The 15,308-nt window shown below is 73.3% G+C and carries 16 protein-coding genes and 1 riboswitch; of the genes, 6 read left to right on the plus strand and 10 right to left on the minus strand.

The window, feature by feature from the left end:
• Positions 1–699 (plus strand): transposase (locus A4R25_RS28380; protein ID WP_197494988.1); only part of this gene is annotated, 699 nt, incomplete at its 5' end.
• Positions 700–1,066: 367 nt separating this feature from the next.
• On the opposite strand, the gene A4R25_RS28385 is transcribed toward A4R25_RS28380, so the two are convergent.
• The 4 genes from A4R25_RS28385 to A4R25_RS28400 form a co-directional block, all read right to left on the minus strand.
• Positions 1,067–3,040 carry an acyl-CoA dehydrogenase family protein gene (locus A4R25_RS28385; RefSeq protein WP_064448682.1) on the minus strand — a complete coding sequence of 658 codons (1,974 nt, stop codon included), beginning with the start codon at positions 3,038–3,040 and terminating at the stop codon, positions 1,067–1,069.
• 108 nt (positions 3,041–3,148) lie between these two features.
• Entirely contained in the window at positions 3,149–3,652 is a 504-nt protein-coding gene (locus A4R25_RS28390) for a DUF6328 family protein (protein WP_043329032.1), read from the minus strand.
• 91 nt (positions 3,653–3,743) lie between these two features.
• Positions 3,744–4,493, minus strand: a complete 750-nt coding sequence (locus tag A4R25_RS28395; RefSeq protein WP_064448683.1) for a sugar isomerase domain-containing protein — start codon at positions 4,491–4,493, stop codon at positions 3,744–3,746.
• A complete protein-coding gene (locus tag A4R25_RS28400; protein WP_197494989.1) occupies positions 4,490–5,326 on the minus strand; it encodes an alpha/beta fold hydrolase in 837 nt (278 codons plus the stop codon). Before A4R25_RS28400 ends, A4R25_RS28395 begins: the two co-directional genes overlap by 4 nt.
• Positions 5,327–5,402: 76 nt before the next feature.
• Positions 5,403–5,509, plus strand: a riboswitch (TPP riboswitch).
• Between the two features lie 75 nt (positions 5,510–5,584).
• Between A4R25_RS28400 and A4R25_RS28405 the strand changes: the two genes are divergently transcribed.
• The 3 genes from A4R25_RS28405 (at position 5,585) to A4R25_RS28415 (ending at position 8,509) form a co-directional block, all read left to right on the plus strand.
• Positions 5,585–6,175: an ECF transporter S component gene (locus A4R25_RS28405; protein ID WP_064448685.1), complete on the plus strand. Its 591-nt coding sequence runs from the start codon at positions 5,585–5,587 to the stop codon at positions 6,173–6,175.
• Between the two features lie 118 nt (positions 6,176–6,293).
• Entirely contained in the window at positions 6,294–7,712 is a 1,419-nt protein-coding gene (locus A4R25_RS28410; RefSeq protein WP_064448686.1) for an ABC transporter ATP-binding protein, read from the plus strand.
• Positions 7,709–8,509 (plus strand): energy-coupling factor transporter transmembrane protein EcfT, encoded by an 801-nt coding sequence (locus A4R25_RS28415; RefSeq protein WP_064448687.1) that lies wholly within the window; start codon positions 7,709–7,711, stop codon positions 8,507–8,509. Before A4R25_RS28410 ends, A4R25_RS28415 begins: the two co-directional genes overlap by 4 nt.
• A gap of 262 nt (positions 8,510–8,771) precedes the next feature.
• On the opposite strand, the gene A4R25_RS28420 is transcribed toward A4R25_RS28415, so the two are convergent.
• Positions 8,772–9,065 carry a hypothetical protein gene (locus A4R25_RS28420; RefSeq protein ID WP_043329025.1) on the minus strand — a complete coding sequence of 98 codons (294 nt, stop codon included), beginning with the start codon at positions 9,063–9,065 and terminating at the stop codon, positions 8,772–8,774.
• Positions 9,066–9,409: 344 nt separating this feature from the next.
• On the opposite strand from A4R25_RS28420, the gene gndA reads away from it, so the two are divergent.
• Positions 9,410–10,852, plus strand: a complete 1,443-nt coding sequence (gndA, locus tag A4R25_RS28425; RefSeq protein WP_064448733.1) for an NADP-dependent phosphogluconate dehydrogenase — start codon at positions 9,410–9,412, stop codon at positions 10,850–10,852.
• Between the two features lie 15 nt (positions 10,853–10,867).
• On the opposite strand, the gene A4R25_RS28430 is transcribed toward gndA, so the two are convergent.
• The 4 genes from A4R25_RS28430 to recO all read right to left on the minus strand — a co-directional run bounded on the left by A4R25_RS28430 (position 10,868) and on the right by recO (position 13,151).
• On the minus strand, positions 10,868–11,092 hold the full coding sequence (locus A4R25_RS28430; RefSeq protein WP_043329023.1) for a hypothetical protein: 225 nt from the start codon (positions 11,090–11,092) through the stop codon (positions 10,868–10,870).
• 121 nt (positions 11,093–11,213) lie between these two features.
• Entirely contained in the window at positions 11,214–11,399 is a 186-nt protein-coding gene (locus A4R25_RS28435; protein ID WP_013287960.1) for a hypothetical protein, read from the minus strand.
• A gap of 70 nt (positions 11,400–11,469) precedes the next feature.
• On the minus strand, positions 11,470–12,282 hold the full coding sequence (locus A4R25_RS28440) for an isoprenyl transferase (RefSeq protein WP_043329022.1): 813 nt from the start codon (positions 12,280–12,282) through the stop codon (positions 11,470–11,472).
• Positions 12,279–13,151, minus strand: coding sequence for a DNA repair protein RecO (gene recO / locus A4R25_RS28445; protein ID WP_013287962.1), 873 nt, complete (start codon positions 13,149–13,151; stop codon positions 12,279–12,281). The genes A4R25_RS28440 and recO overlap by 4 nt, the downstream gene beginning before the upstream one ends.
• A 102-nt stretch (positions 13,152–13,253) precedes the next feature.
• Here recO and A4R25_RS28450 point away from each other — a divergent pair, with 102 nt between their 5' ends.
• Complete coding sequence (locus A4R25_RS28450; protein ID WP_043331022.1) at positions 13,254–14,033, plus strand: DUF4097 family beta strand repeat-containing protein; 780 nt, start codon at positions 13,254–13,256, stop codon at positions 14,031–14,033.
• A 6-nt stretch (positions 14,034–14,039) separates the two neighbouring features.
• Here A4R25_RS28450 and A4R25_RS28455 read toward each other — a convergent pair whose 3' ends face one another.
• Entirely contained in the window at positions 14,040–15,218 is a 1,179-nt protein-coding gene (locus tag A4R25_RS28455) for an acyltransferase (RefSeq protein WP_064448688.1), read from the minus strand.
• Positions 15,219–15,308: the final 90 nt, after the last annotated feature.

The raw sequence follows: 15,308 nt of genomic DNA on the forward strand, positions 1-15,308 counted from the left end.
AAGAGCGCGGCGACCCTCAACGCGTTCTTCGACCTGCTCGGCGATGAGCGGGCCGCGAAGATCACGCACGTGTCCGCCGACGGCGCGGACTGGATCACCACCGTTATCCGACGGCGCTGCCCGAACGCCGTGCGCTGCGCCGATGCATTCCACGTCGTGGCCTGGGCCACCGACGCCGTGGACAGGGTTCGCCGCCAAGCCTGGAACGAGGCCACCGGCCGTGGCGCCGGCCGTCGCGGCGTCGCCGTCGGCACGGCCCGCCAGTTGAAGAACACCCGCTGGGCGTTATGGAAGAACCCGGAGAACCTCACCGACGCCCAGCAGGCCAAACTCGCCTGGATCGCCAAGACCCACCCCCGCCTGCACCGGGCCTGGGCGTTGAAAGAAGGCCTCCGACTGGTGTTCACCCTGGCCAAGACCAGCCCGACAGCCGCAGTCGAGGCCCTCGACCGATGGATCGGGTGGGCCCGCCGCAGCCGCATCGACATCTTCATCGACCTACAACGACGCGTCACCCGTCACCGCGACCAGATCATCGCCGCCATCACCCATGGCCTGTCCAACGGCCGCATCGAGTCCGTCAACGCCAAGATCCGCCTCATCACCCGCATGGCCTTCGGCTTCCACTCATCCGAAGCCCTCATTGCCATGGCCATGCTCAGCCTCGGCGGCCACCGACCCGAACTACCCCGCCCATGAACACCCGACCCACACATCCGTCACAAGACCCATATTTATGACTGAGAGGCATAACGCCAACACAGAGTCCTTCCTCTGGCACCACGTGACACCGCGTAACGGGTCGCTGGCCCCGCCTGAGGACCGCCGGTCCGACGGCACGCCGCAGGTCCGGCACCACGGCCACGGGCCCAGGCCACGCCGCGACACCAGCCCGCTCCCCCGGTTCGGGAACGGAGACCGGTGGGGCGCGGCCGAAGTTCCTGCGCGGCCGGGCAGTCGCCGGACTCCGCGTGGACCGACGGGCGACGCCGTCCGCAGGCGCAGCACGCCGGAACCCGGCACCGCACCGGCGGACGACGACCGCCGGTGCGGGCGTAGCGGTTGGTCAGCCGGCGGGCGGGATGCGGCGGCGCACGTCCTCCGCGGTGGACGGGCCGGGTTCCCAGCGCGCCACCCAGGGCAGGTCGTCCGGCGGCGTGAGGACACCGTCCTCCACCGAGGCGTACCGGCCGGCGACGATGCGCTTGGCGGCGGCCACGTCGACCGAGTCGGTGTTCGACCACAGGCCGGTGAACAGCTCGTCGACGCGCAGCCGCGCCTGACGGCAGAACAGGTCGGCCAGCTCGACGTTCTCCGGGTGCGCGTCCCGCTCGGCGTAGGCCCGGACGCAGACCGCGCTCATCGCGAACAGCTCCGCGCCGATGTCCACCACCCGGCCGAGGAACGCCTGCTTACGCTCCATCTTCCCCTGCCACCGGGACATCGCGTAGAACGTCGACCGGGCCAGCTTGCGGGAGGTCCGCTCGACGTGGCGCAGGTGCCCGGCCAGCGGCCCGAACTCCTGGTACGCCCCGGGCGTCTGCCCCTTGCCGACAGCGAGCGTGGGCAGCCACTTGGCGTAGAAGGCGCCGGCCCGCGCGCCCGCCTTCGCCTTGCGGCCCAGCCCGGCGTCCGGGTCGATGATGTCGCCTGCCACCGACAGGTGCGCGTCGACCGCCTCGCGGGCGATAAGCAGGTGCATGATCTCGGTGGAGCCCTCGAAGATCCGGTTGATCCGCAGGTCACGCAGGAGCTGCTCGACGGCGGCGGGCCGTTCGCCCCGGGCGGCGAGCGAGTCGGCCGTCTCGTACCCGCGTCCGCCGCGGATCTGGATCAGCTCGTCGGCGATCCGCCACGCCATCTCGCTGGCGTAGAGCTTGACCAGCGCCGCCTCGATCCGGATGTCGTTGCGGTCGTCGTCGGCGAGCATGCAGGACAGGTCGAGCATGGACTCCATGCCGTACGTGGTGGCGGCGATGAACGACAGTTTCTTCGCCACCGCCTCGTGCTCGGCCACCGGTCGGCCCCACTGGACCCGGTCCGCCGCCCACTCCCGGGCCACGTTCAGCGCCCACTTCCCGGCGCCCACGCACATGGCCGGCAGCGAGAGACGGCCGGTGTTCAACGTGGTCAGCGCGATCTTCAGGCCCTTGCCCTCGCCGCCGATCACGTTCTCGGCCGGCACGAACACGTCGTGGAAGCGGGTGAGGCTGTTCTCCAGGCCGCGCAGCCCGACGAAGGAGTTGCGCCGCTCGACGGTGATGCCGTCGCTGTCGCCCTCCACCACGAACGCGGTGATGCCGCCGCGCCGCCCCTCGCCGGCCGGCACCCGGGCCATCACCACGAGCAGGGTGGCGAGCGTGCCGTTGGTGGCCCAGAGTTTCACCCCGTTGAGCCGGTAGCCGGTGCCGTCCGCCGTCGGCTCGGCGGTGGTGGCGAGCCGGGCCGGGTCGGAGCCGACGTCCGGCTCGGTGAGCAGGAACGCGGAGACCTCACCGGCGGCGAGCCGGGGCAGGAACCGGTCCTTCTGCTCGGGTGTGCCGAACATCTTCAGCGGCTGCGGCACGCCGATCGACTGGTGCGCGGAGAGCAGCGCGCTGACCGCCGGGCTCACCGAGCCGACGAGCATCAGCGCCCGGCAGTAGTGCAGGTTGCTCAGCCCGAGTCCGCCGTACTTGCGGTCGATCTTCATGCCGAACGCGCCCAGCCCGGCCAGTCCGTGGAACACCTCGTCGGGGATGCGCGCGTCCCGCTCGATCGCCTCACCGTCCACCTCGGACCCCAGGTACGCCCGCAGCGAGCCGAGGAACTCGTCGGCACGGGCCACCTCGGCCGGGTCGGGGCGGGGCCACGGGTCGATCAGGTCGAGCCGGAACCGGCCGAGGAACAACTCCTTGCCGAAGCTGGGCCGGTCCCAGGCCGACTCGCGGGCCGCCTCGGCGACCTGGCGGGCCTCCTTCTCGGTGACCTGGCCCGCCTCTCCGGGCAGCGGCCCCGCGCCGTCGGGGGACTCGGGCCGGCTGTTCTGTGTCGTGGTCACGGCTGCCTCCTCGTCGGTCCGGCTGCGTCGACGCGCTCGACGAAAACGACGCTACCCCCGGGTGTTACCCAGGGGTAGCGCCGCGTGCACGTCCGATTTGGCGGACGGTCAGCCGCCGGTGAGCGTCTGCGGGTCGTCGTCCTCGTCGTCGATGTCGTCGTCGCCCCAGTTGCGGCGGCTGAACGGCAGGATCGCCCAGAAGATCAGGAACCAGAGGCCGGTGAGCGCGCTGAGCAGGAACGCGATCGGCCGGTCCAGCACGAAGTCGGAGACCAGCAGGACCGAGCTGACCATCGCGATCAGCATGAAGAACAGGCCGCCGGTGGCCATCCGGTGGGCGAAGCGGACCAGTTCCGGCTTGCGTCCCTGGCGGAACAGCGCCCGGTGGAACGCCACCGGAGAAATGATCATCGCGGCGGAGGCGGCGGCGGTCAGCAGCGCCAGGATGTAGACGTCACGCTGGAACTCGGTGGTCCGGTCGAACCCGGCGCTGAACGGCAGCGTCAGCAGGAAGGCGAACAGGATCTGCACGCCGGTCTGCGCGACGCGCAGCTCCTGCAACAGATCGGCGAAGTTGCGCTGCCAGCGCTGCTTCTCGGATTCCTTCGACACTCGCGGACCTCCCCGGGAGACGGCACGGCCGGCGGGTGAACGCCCACCGGCAGGACCGCCTGTGCCCCGTACGGATGATCACGAAACCGGTTCAGGAACCGCGGCGGATCCGCCCCGCGTACCGTGCCTCCAGCTCGGCGTTGTGCTCGTCGCCGCCGGTGATGTTCGCGGACAGGTAGACCGGCGGACGCTCCCCCGCCGTGACCAGCCGGGCCACCACCTCGGCGACGATCTGCTGGGCCAGCAGCGCCGCGGTGATCGACGAGACCGCGCCCACCGCGCCGCCGCCCGGCAGCGGCAGCGTGGCGTCGCCGTACGGGGCGCCGTTGTCCAGCACCACGTCGGCGAAGTCGGCGAGCTTGCGGCCGGACGGGTGCCGCGACGTCATCCGGGCCGAGTGCTGCGCCGACGTGATCGCCACCAGCCCGTGCCCGCGTTCCTTCACGATGGACGCGAACTCGACCATCGCCCCGTTCACGCCCGAGTTCGAGGCGAGCACGAACACGTCCTGCGGCCGGATCGGCGCCAGCTCGTAGAGGCGGTGCGCCACCGCCGGGTCGCGTTCCAGCTTCGGGCCGAGCACGTCGGCCGGGTCGCCGCCGACCAGCACCAGGTCACGCAACGCGATCCGGTTCGTGGGCACCAGCCCGCCGGCCCGACCGGCGATCTCCATGGCCAGCGCCTCGGAGTGCCCGGTGCCGAACGCGTGCACCACACCATCGGCGCGCAGCGCCGCTGCGATCAGGTCGGCCGCGTCGGCCACGTTGCGCCGCTGTTCGGCGGCGACCCGGCCGATCGTCTCGGTCACCACCGCCAGGTACGCCTCGGCGCTCACCGTCATGCCTCCTCCGTTCCTGCGCACCGGGCGAGGATCGCCTCGGCCAGCGGGCCGGGCGCCTCGTCCGGGATCCAGTGGCTGACGCCGGGCAGCGTCACGAACCGGTAGTCACCTGTGACGTGCGCGGCGCACGCCTGCGCGGCCGTCCGGCCGATCGCCACGTCCTTGTCGCTCCAGACGAACGTGGTGGGCACCCCGACCGGGGCGACCGCCTTCATGTCCGCCCCGGTCATCGCCCGGTACCAGTTCAGCGCCGCCGTCAACGCCCCCGGCTCGCGCATCGGCTCGGCGTAGCGCGCCACCGCGCGGGCGTCGCCCACGCCGCTGAGCAGCTTGCGCAGCGTGGCGGCGTTCCACGCCAGCAGCACCCGCTCCGCCGTACCGGGCTTGCGGAACAACGCGATGTACGCGGACTTGACCTTCTGCCGCGGGTCGGTGGCGAGCGCGTGCCCCATCGCGGCCGGGTGCGGCACCGACACCGCGGTCAGCGTCCGCACCCGCTCCGGGTGCGCCGCCGCCAGACCCCACGCCACGATCGCGCCCCAGTCGTGGCCGACCAGGTGGGCGCGGGTCACCCCGAGGGAATCCAGCACGCCGGCCGCGTCGGCCACCAGCTCCGGAATCCGGTACGCCCCGACGTCCGCCGGCCGCGCGCCGGGCGAGTAGCCGCGCTGATCGAGCGCGTACGTGCGCAGCCCGGCGGCGTGCAGCGCGGGCGTCACCGCGTCCCACTCGCCGGAGTGCTGCGGGAAGCCGTGCAGCAGCAGGACCGGGTCACCGCCCTCGGGGCCGCCGGCGCGTACCTCGAACGTCAGTCCCCGCGCATCCACCAGCATGATCGCCACCATACCGACACTCGCCCTGCTGGGCCGGGGCCCGTGGTCGGTGCTAGCGTCTGCGACGAGACAACTTCACATCCGACAGGGGAGCGCACAGCGCTGAGAGTGCGGGCCGGTGCCCGCAGACCCTCGAACCTGATCTGGGTAATGCCAGCGCAGGGAGTTCGGTCGACCTCCAGCCGCGTCGCCGTCCGGTGACCACCGGGCGCGGCGTGCGTCTTCTCCTGGTTCACCTCGACGAACTGGGAGCCAACCGTGAACCACACCGACAGCAACCGCTGGCGTACCGTCGACATCGTCGTCGCCTCGGTCATCGCCGTCACCTTCGGCGTCGTGTTCCAGCTCTGGAACATCCTCTGGAAGGGCAGCGACGGGCCGTTCGCCTTCTTCGCCCCGCTCCAGTCGGTCATGTACGGCGTCTGGCTCATCCCGGCCGTGCTGAGCGCGCTCATCGTCCGCAAGCCGGGGGCGGCGCTGCTCACCGAGACCGTCGCCTCGGCCGTCTCGGTGCTGCTCGGCTCCCCCTACGGTGCGATGGCGATCCTCCAGGGCGCGGTGCAGGGCCTGGGCGTCGAGGCGGTCTTCGCGGCCACCCGGTACCGCCTCCACCGGCCGCTCACGGCGGCGCTCGCCGGCGCGTGCGGCGGCCTCTTCGCCACGCTGTTCGACGCTCTCTACTGGTACCCCGGCACGAGCTGGACGACGTTCCGGCTGCCCTACATCGCGTTCGGCGTGCTCAGCTGTCTGCTGGTGGCCGGCCTGGGTGCGGTGGCCCTCACCCGCGCGCTGGCGAACACCGGCGTCCTGGACCGCTTCCCCGCCGGCCGCGACCGCGCCCTGGTCTGAGGCTCGCCTCGCCTCGCCCCGCCCCGGTGATCAAGGAGTTTGCGTCCGCCGGGCACGGTTTTCCGGACGCGAACTCCTTGATCACGCAGGCTGGGCCGGGAGAGGGGGTGGGTGAGCGGTGAGCGGGGTGGTGCTGCGGGGGTTCGGGTGGCGGCACGGGGGACGGAAACGCTGGGCTCTGCGCGGGGTGGATCTTCGGGTGGAGAGCGGCGAGCGGGTGCTGCTGCTCGGACCCTCCGGCGCCGGTAAGAGCACGCTGCTGGCGGCGCTGGCCGGGCTGCTGCCGGAGGACTCCGGCGAGCAGGAGGGCACCGTCGAGATCGACGGGCTGGACCCGCGCAAGGCCCGCGAGCGCGTCGGCATCCTGTTCCAGGATCCGCAGACCCAGCTCGTCATGGCCCGCTCCGGCGACGACGTGGCGTTCGGGCTGGAGAACCGTGGCGTACCCGCCGGGGAGATCTGGCCCCGCGTCGACGAGGCGCTGCGCCGGGTCGGCTTCCCGTACGACCGGGACCGGCCGACCGCCGCGCTCAGCGGCGGCGAGCAGCAGCGGCTCGCCCTGGCCGGCACGCTCGCGCTGCGCCCCGGACTGCTGCTGCTGGACGAGCCCACCGCCAACCTCGACCCGGCCGGCGCCGCGCTGATCCGCCGGGCCGTCGCGAACGCGCTCGACACGGACACCACGATGGTCCTGGTGGAGCACCGGGTCACCGAGGCGCTGCCGCTGGTCGACCGCGTGGTGGTGCTGGAACCGGGCGGCGGGGTGCGCGCCGACGGGCCGCCCGCTGCGGTCTTCGCCGCGCACGGCGACGCGCTGGCCGCCGCCGGGGTGTGGGTGCCCGGCCAGGTCACGCCACCCCGGCACGCCACCACGCCGCCCGGCGACGTGCTGCTCACCGCGGAGCGGCTCGGCCTGCCGCCCCGGCTCGACCCCACCGATCTTCGAGTACGCGCCGGCGAGGCGCTCGCCGTCCTCGGCCCCAACGGGGCCGGCAAGTCGACGCTGGCGCTGCTCCTGGGCGGCCTGCTGAAACCCGGCACGGGCGGCGTCACCGCGTCGGCGGAACTGGCCGGGCGGGACGCGCGCACTCCCCCGTACCGCTGGCGGGCGCCCGCGCTGGTACGCCGGATCGGCTCGGTGTTCCAGGACCCGGAACACCAGTTCGTCACCGCCACCGTCCGCGACGAGCTGGCGCTCGGCCCGCGCCGCACCGGGCAGCCCCAGGCAGCGGTCAGCGCCACAGTGGACGCCCTGCTGGAGCGGCTGCGGCTGGACCGGCTGGCCGGCGCCAACCCGTACACCCTCTCGGGTGGCGAGGCGCGGCGGCTGAGCGTGGCGACGGCCCTGGCCACCGCGCCCCGCCTGCTGATCTGCGACGAGCCTACGTTCGGCCAGGACCGGCGCACGTGGCTGGAACTGATCGACCTGCTCGCCGAGCTGCGCGACGCCGGGCACGGCGTGGTGGCGGTGACCCACGACGAGGACTTCGTGGCCGCGCTGGCCGACCGGACGCTCACCCTGGGGGCGTCCTCGTGATCAACGTCGAACCGGTCGCCGCGCCGGGCGCTCCGCTGGCCCGGCGCAACCCGGTGGCGAAGCTGGCCGCCGCGATGGTGTTCACGCTGATCCTGGTGGCGACGCTCGATCCGGTGGCCCCGGCCGTCGCCATCGCCGTCGAACTCGCGGTGCTGCCGCTGTTCGGCGTCCGCTACCGGGTGCTGGCCCGCCGCGCCTGGCCGCTGCTCGCCGGTGCCGTCGGCATCCTGGTCACGCTTGTGCTCTTCGCGGCCGACCGTTCCGGCCCGGTGCTGCTCCAGGCCGGGCCGATCCTGGTCACCGAAGGGGTGCTCGTCACGGCGCTGGGCCTGGTGCTGCGGATGCTCGCGGTGGCGCTGCCCGGCATCGTCGTGTTCGCCACCACCGACCCGACCGACCTGGCCGACGCGCTGATCCAGAACGCGAAGGCGCCCGCCCGGTTCGCCATCGGCGCGCTGGCCGCGTTCCGGATGGTGCCGCTGCTGGAGCAGGAATGGCGGATGATCAGCATGGCCCGGCGGGCCCGCGGCGTGGACGCCGGCCGCAATCCGGTGGCGAAGCTGCGGCTGTTCGGGTCGACCGCGTTCACGCTGTTGGTGGGCGCGATCCGGCGCGGTACACGGCTCGCCGTCGCGATGGACGCCCGGGGCTTCGACGCGGGTACGCCGCGCACCGTGGCCCGCCCGCAGCGCTTCACCGGCGCGGACACGCTGCTGGTCGTGGGATCGGCCCTCCTGGCCGCCGCCGCTCTGGCGACAAGCATCGCCCTGGGCACCTTCCGCCCCCTGATCGGCTGACCCCCCTCGCCCCGCCTCGCCCCGCCCCCGTTGATCATGAAGTTGACGGCACGGGTTGCCCGTTTTGTCGCCGCCAACTTCATGATCGACCGGCGTCGGGGAAGATCTTGGTAGGAAATGGTCCCTATAGGGGCCGAAATCTTCCAAGATCTCTAGGGACACCGGCGGTGGGGGCGAGCGGCGGGAAGGAGAAACGCTGCCCGGGCAAGGACCCGGATGAGGGGCCTGCCCGGGCAGCGGGCGACGGGAACCGGCCTGCCGGTCAGCTCCGGCGGAACGCGTAGAAGCGGGTCTGGCCGGCGCGCTGGCTGCGCCCGGTGACCCGGGCCTGCCGCCCTGCCGGTGGGCCGGATCGGGGCGGCGTCGCGGGCGCGCTGGGCAGGACCGGAGTCTCCGGTGACGCCGAATGCGGCGCCGCGTCCAGGGACACGGCGGACGCCACCGGCTCCGTCGGGAGCACCACTGCGGGCGGCGCGGTGAGCGCGTCGAGCGCCGGCGCGGTCACCTGCGGCGAGGACTGTTTGCGGGACTTCTTCGGATTGCGCTTCGCGGGCATTCGCGGGCCTCCTGTCGTGCGGGCGCGCCGACCGGGACGCGCCGAGCGAGGGCTCCGGCGCATTCCGATCACGACAGACACCGCGACCGACGGTGGCGGGGAAGGATGCGGACGCCCGGAGCAGGACGGGTCCACGGCACTCGCGGCGGTGGACCGGGCTCGGAGGTGGGGCGTCACATACGCATGCGGCAACGCTATCGCGCCACCGGCGAGTCCCGCAGCCGAATTAAGCCGAGGGACGTACGGCCACCCACCGGTCACACCCTGTGGACACCGTGGCCCACATCCTCGACGGCCGCGATACGGTCGCAGCACGGCAGTACGGACGAGAGGTGGCGGTACGCATGGCAGAGCAGGCGACGGCGCAGATCGGGGTCACCGGTCTGGCGGTGATGGGCCGCAACCTGGCCCGGAACCTGGCCCGCAACGGCTTCGCCGTGGCGGTGCACAACCGGTCGCCGGAACGTACCCGCAGCCTGGTCGCCGAGCACGGCGACGAGGGCACGTTCGTGCCGTCGGAGTCGCTCGCGGATTTCGTCGGCTCGCTGGAGCGGCCCCGCGCGGTGATCGTGATGGTGAAGGCCGGCGCCCCGACCGACGCGGTGATCGACGAGCTGGTCCCGCTGCTGGAGGAGGGCGACATCGTCGTCGACTGCGGCAACGCGCACTTCGCCGACACCCGCCGCCGGGAGGAGGCGCTGCGCGCGCACGGGCTGCACTTCGTCGGCACCGGCGTGTCCGGCGGCGAGGAGGGCGCGCTGCTCGGCCCGAGCATCATGCCCGGCGGGTCGGCCGAGTCGTACCAGAAGCTGGGGCCGATCTTCTCCAAGATCGCCGCGCACGTGGACGGCGAGCCCTGCTGCCGGCACGTCGGGCCGGACGGCGCGGGCCACTTCGTGAAGATGGTGCACAACGGCATCGAGTACGCCGACATGCAGCTCATCGCCGAGGCGTACGACCTGTTGCGGGCCGGTCTGTCGGCGAGCCCGGCGGAGATCGCGGAGATCTTCCGGGAGTGGAACGGCGGCGAGCTGGGGTCGTTCCTCATCGAGATCACCGCCGACGTGCTCGGCCACACCGACGCGGCAACCGGTCAGGCGTTCGTCGACGTGGTGCTCGACCAGGCCGAGCAGAAGGGCACCGGCCGCTGGACCGTGCAGAGCGCGCTCGACCTGGGCATTCCGATCACCGGCATCGCCGAGGCCACGTTCGCCCGGTCGCTGTCCGGGCACGCCGGCCAGCGCGAGGCCGCCCGCCGGGTGTTCGCCGACGCGGGCGAGAAGTGGCAGGTGGACGACCGGGAGACGTTCGTCGAGGACGTGCGCCGCGCGCTGCTGGCCAGCAAGATCGTCGCGTACGCGCAGGGCTTCGACCACATCCGCGCCGGCAGCCGGGAGTACGACTGGAACATCGACCTGGGCGGCACGGCCACCATCTGGCGGGGTGGCTGCATCATCCGGGCCGGTTTCCTGGACCGCATCCGCGAGGCGTACGACGCGGAGCCGGACCTGGCGACGCTGCTCGTCGCGCCGTGGTTCGCCGAGCGGGTCAGCGCCGGCGTACCGGCCTGGCGACGGGTGGTGGCCGACGCGGCCCGGGCGGGCGTGCCGGCACCGGCCTTCGGGTCGTCGCTGGCCTACTTCGACGCGCTGCGGGCGCAGCGGCTGCCGGCCGCGCTGATCCAGGGGCTGCGGGACAACTTCGGCGCGCACACCTACCACCGGGTGGACCGGGAGGGCTCGTTCCACACGCTCTGGGCGGGCGACCGCTCCGAAGTGGAGGCGTGAGCCCGGCCGGACACCTCACCAGGCCCGCTGGGCGTGCGGGTCGGGCGCCCAGCCGGCCGCCGGCTCGCCGGCCGCCAGTTCGCCGATCTCGCCGGAGCGGACCGCCGGGGTGTGCCCCAGTTCGGCGCACCACCGCTCGGCCAGCTCGGCGCACAGCCCGGCGACCGCGTCCCGGCGGTCCGGTTCCACCAGGTCGGCGGCGGCCAGGGCAGCAGTCATCTCGTACCGGAGATCGCGCATCCTCCACCCCCGTGGCGGGCGCGCACCCGGCGGCGCGCCCTGCGCCGATCGTAGAGCGCAACGCCCCGCGCCCGGCGGGAAAGCCGGATGCGGGGCGTACCGGTCGGGCCGACGTCGCAGGTCAGAAGAACCGGCGACGCCTGGCCTTCTGCGGCCGGATCAGGTCGGCGCCCTTGGTCAGCAGACGGCTCACCCCGGACGGGCCGCGACGGGCCTCCAGGGTGTGGCTGAGCCGGCGCGCGCCGGCCGCCGCCAGCGGCACGGCGACCGCCATGACCGCCCACTGCGCGATCCGCTTCTGAATCATGTGGTTCACCTCCGCGTTTGCTGTCTGGAGGTATCGGTACCCAGAGCGGCGCGCCGGTAAGCCTGCCCCCTCAGGCGCCCGGGGCGACCGGGTTGGGCAGGGCGCCGCCGAAGCGGCGGTCGCGCTGGGCGTACAGCTCGCAGGCGTACCAGAGGTGGCGGCGGTCGAAGTCGGGCCAGAGCGTGTCCAGGTAGACCAGTTCGGCGTACGCGGTCTGCCAGAGCAGGAAGTTGGAGATGCGCTGCTCGCCGGAGGGGCGCAGGAACAGGTCGACCTCGGGCACCTCGGGGTGGTAGAGGTACCGCGCGACAGTCTTCTCGTTCACCTTGGCCGGGTCCAGCTTGCCGGCGGCGACGTCGCGGGCGATCCCGGCGGCGGCGTCGGCGATCTCCGCCTGGCCGCCGTAGTTGACGCAGAACTGCAGCGTCAGCGTCGAGTTGCCGCGCGACATCTCCTCGGCGGTCTGCAGCTCGGAGATGACGCTCTTCCACAGCCGGCCCGCGCGGCCCGACCAGACCACCCGTACGCCCAGGTCGACGAGCTGGTCGCGGCGGCGACGGATGACGTCGCGGTTGAAGCCCATCAGGAAGCGGACCTCGTCGGGCGAGCGCCGCCAGTTCTCGGTGGAGAACGCGTACGCCGACAGGTAGGGAATCCCCATCTCGATCGCGCCCTCGACGGTGTCGAACAGGCTGTGCTCGCCCTGCTCGTGCCCCTTGGTGCGGGGCAGGCCGCGCTCCTTGGCCCAGCGGCCGTTGCCGTCCATCACGATGGCGACGTGCCGGGGCACCGCGGCGGGCGGCAGCGCCGGCGGACGGGCCCCGGAGGGGTGCGGGGTCGGCGGGACCGGCTCGCGGCGGGTCGCCCTCGTCGATCGGATCACTCGGTCATCTCCCTGTTCACACCGGCGACGGGCCCGGCACCGGAGCGCGGCGGGACCACATCCGGTCCCGCGCCGCCGGGCGACGGGACCGCGCCGGCCGCCGGGGCGCCCCGGTCGACCAGCGGCAGCGAGCGTAGCGCGCGTTCCAGATGCCACTGGAGGTGCGCCGCGACCAGCCCGCTGCACTCCCGGCGTACGCCGGTCTCGGCCGCGTCGGCGTACCCCCAGTCGCCGGAGGTCAGCGCGGACATCAGCTCCAGCGTGGCGGGCGCGGGGTGGGCGGCGCCGGGGGGCCGGCAGTCCGGGCAGACGGCGCCGCCGGCCGGTACGGAGAACGCGCGGTGCCGGCCCGGCTCGCCGCAGACCGCGCAGGCGGCGAGCGCCGGCGCCCAGCCGGCGAACGCCATGCCGCGCAGCAGGTACGCGTCGAGCACCAGCGTGGTGGCGTGCTCGCCGCGGGCCAGCGACTTCATCGCGCCAAGGGTGAGCTGGAACAGCCGCAGCGACGGTTCGCGCTCGACCGGGGTGAGCCGCTCGGCGGTCTCGGCGATCGCGCTGGCGGCCGTGTAGCGGGGGTAGTCGCCGAGGAACCGTTTGCCGTACAGCTCGATCGCCTCGACCTGGCTGACGGTGTGCAGCGAGCTGCCCTGGTTGCCCTTGGGGTCACCGGCGAGCTGGAGGTCGACGTGCCCGAACGGCTCAAGCCGGGCGCCGAACCGGCTCGTGGTGCGCCGCACGCCCCGGGCCACCGCGCGCAACCGGCCGTGCCGGCGGGTGAACAGCGTGATGATCCGGTCGGACTCGCCCAGCTTCTGCACACGCAGCACCACCGCGTCGTCGCGGTAGAGCTGTCGGCGGTACCCGGCCATCAGGCCATTCTCCCTCCGGGTGCGATCTCAGGGTCGGCTCGGGGTGGACCGGCAGGCGATCCCGGATGTGCCGGGCGCCGGGCCGGACCTAGTGTGCTGGCCATGGCTTCGCTCCGTACCGCGGTGGCCGCGACCGCTGCCGCCACGCTCATCGTTCTCTCCGGGTGTGACACCCTCTCGTTCCGCCGGCTCGACTACGACCACACCGAGCAGGCGAAGATCACCCGGATCACCGTGACGGAAGACGGCTCCGGGGACGTCGTGGTCCGGGCCAACGGCCCGGCCGACCAGGTACGGATCAAGCGCGTCGTCCGCTACCAGGGCGACGAGCCGACCAGCCGGTACGAGATCAAGGGCGACGAACTCGTGCTGCCCACCGACTGCGGTCACCGGTGCAGCATCTCCTGGGAGGTGACCGCGCCGCCCGGCGTGGCGGTGAAGGGCGGGACCGCCTCGGGCAACGTAGACCTGACCGAGATCGGGGCGGTGGAGTTCACGCTCAGCTCCGGCGACCTGACCATCCGGGGCGCCACCGGAGAGGTCCGCGCGTCGTCCACGTCCGGCAACATCCGGGTGGTCGAGGCGGCCCGCCCGGTGCGGTTGCGGGCCCGCTCGGGCGACATCGAGGCCCGGCGCCTCGCCTCCGCGGTCGACGCCGAGACCACCTCCGGCAACGTCGTCGTGGAACTGGACCAGCCCGCTCCGGCCCGGCTGCACGCCACCAGCGGGGACGTGGACCTGGCCGTGCCGGCCGGCCGCTACCGGGTGCGGGCCGAGGCGAGATCCGGGGACACCGACGTGACGGTGACCGACGACCCGGGCGCGTCAGTGCTGCTGGACGTCTCCGCCACCAGCGGGAACGTGACGGTCACCAGCCGCTGAGCGCGGTCAGTCGGCGGCCGGGGCGTCCCGCCGGTGGCCGCCCGCGCCCGGCGGCGGGTCGTCCGCCCGGTCCACCGCGCGGCGCGGCGACGGGATCCGGGCGCCGGCGCCCACGAGCCCGTCCTGGGCGCCGGCGGGAGCCGGGCTGGCCGGGGCGGCCGCCGCCCGCTCCGCCACGGTCCGCCGCGGCCTGCCGGGCAGCAGTTCCGGGGTACGCCGGGCGGCCACGTCCTCGACCCAGCCGACCATCAGCGTCACCACGCCGACCAGCGCGAAGACCAGCCCCACCCGCAGCCACAGGCCGACCGGGTCGCGTGGCGACCAGCCGACCAGGCCGACGAGCGGGGTGAGCGCCACCACGAACGGCATGTGCCAGAGGTAGATGGTCAGCGCCCGCCGGTTCACCACCGTCACCGCGCGGCCGAGCGCCGGCACGCGGTCTACCCAGGTCACCCCGGTCGGCGCGCGGCCGATCGCGACCAGGATGAACGCGGCCGACCAGAGCGCGTTGCCCAGCGGGATGTCGTTGATGTCGTACCCGCGCGGGCCGGGATGGGTGAAGATCCAGGCCAGGCCGGCCGCGCCGACGACGGCGGCCACCGGCAGCAGCACCCGGTTGCGCATCCGGCGCAGCAGCCCGTCGTGGTGGGCGAAGCCGAGCAGCCAGGCGCCGAAGTAGAGGCCGAACTCGCGCAGCACCGTCGGCGGGTTCGCCAGGATGCCGGCCTCGATCGCGACCAGGAGCAGGTACGGCGCGGCCAGCGTGGGCAGCGGCGCCCGGCGGAACAGCCACAGCACGAACGGTGAGGCGAGCACGAACCACAGGTAGTCCCGCAGGTACCAGATCGGGCTGAGCGCCAGCCCGCCCCAGTAGTTGGCCGGTGGGTCACTGATCGGGAACAGCCAGAGCAGCACCTTCGGGCCGAACGCCAGCCCGGTGAGCAGCATGGCCGGCACGAAGACGGCGGCGACCACCCACAGCGACGGCAGCAGCCGGCGCAGCCGCCGCCCGACCGCGCCCACCCCGCTGCGGTCCAGCGACGCGGCCATCAGCGACCCGGCCAGGGCGAACATCACCGACATCGCCGGGAACACCAGCGTGAGCGTGGCGTAGCCGGTGACGTGGTACGTGACGACTCGGAGGATGGCCAGGAAGCGCAGCAGGTCCAGATAGCGGTTTCGCATCAGCTCGCGGCGGGGTCCGGGGGCAGAGACAATGGTCCCTACCCTGCTCCCGGACACCTCGAAACAACCACAGACGCCTATGAAAAGTGA

It is taken from the genome of Micromonospora sp. NBRC 110037 (genome assembly GCF_001652995.1).
Classification (GTDB): domain Bacteria; phylum Actinomycetota; class Actinomycetes; order Mycobacteriales; family Micromonosporaceae; genus Micromonospora; species Micromonospora chalcea.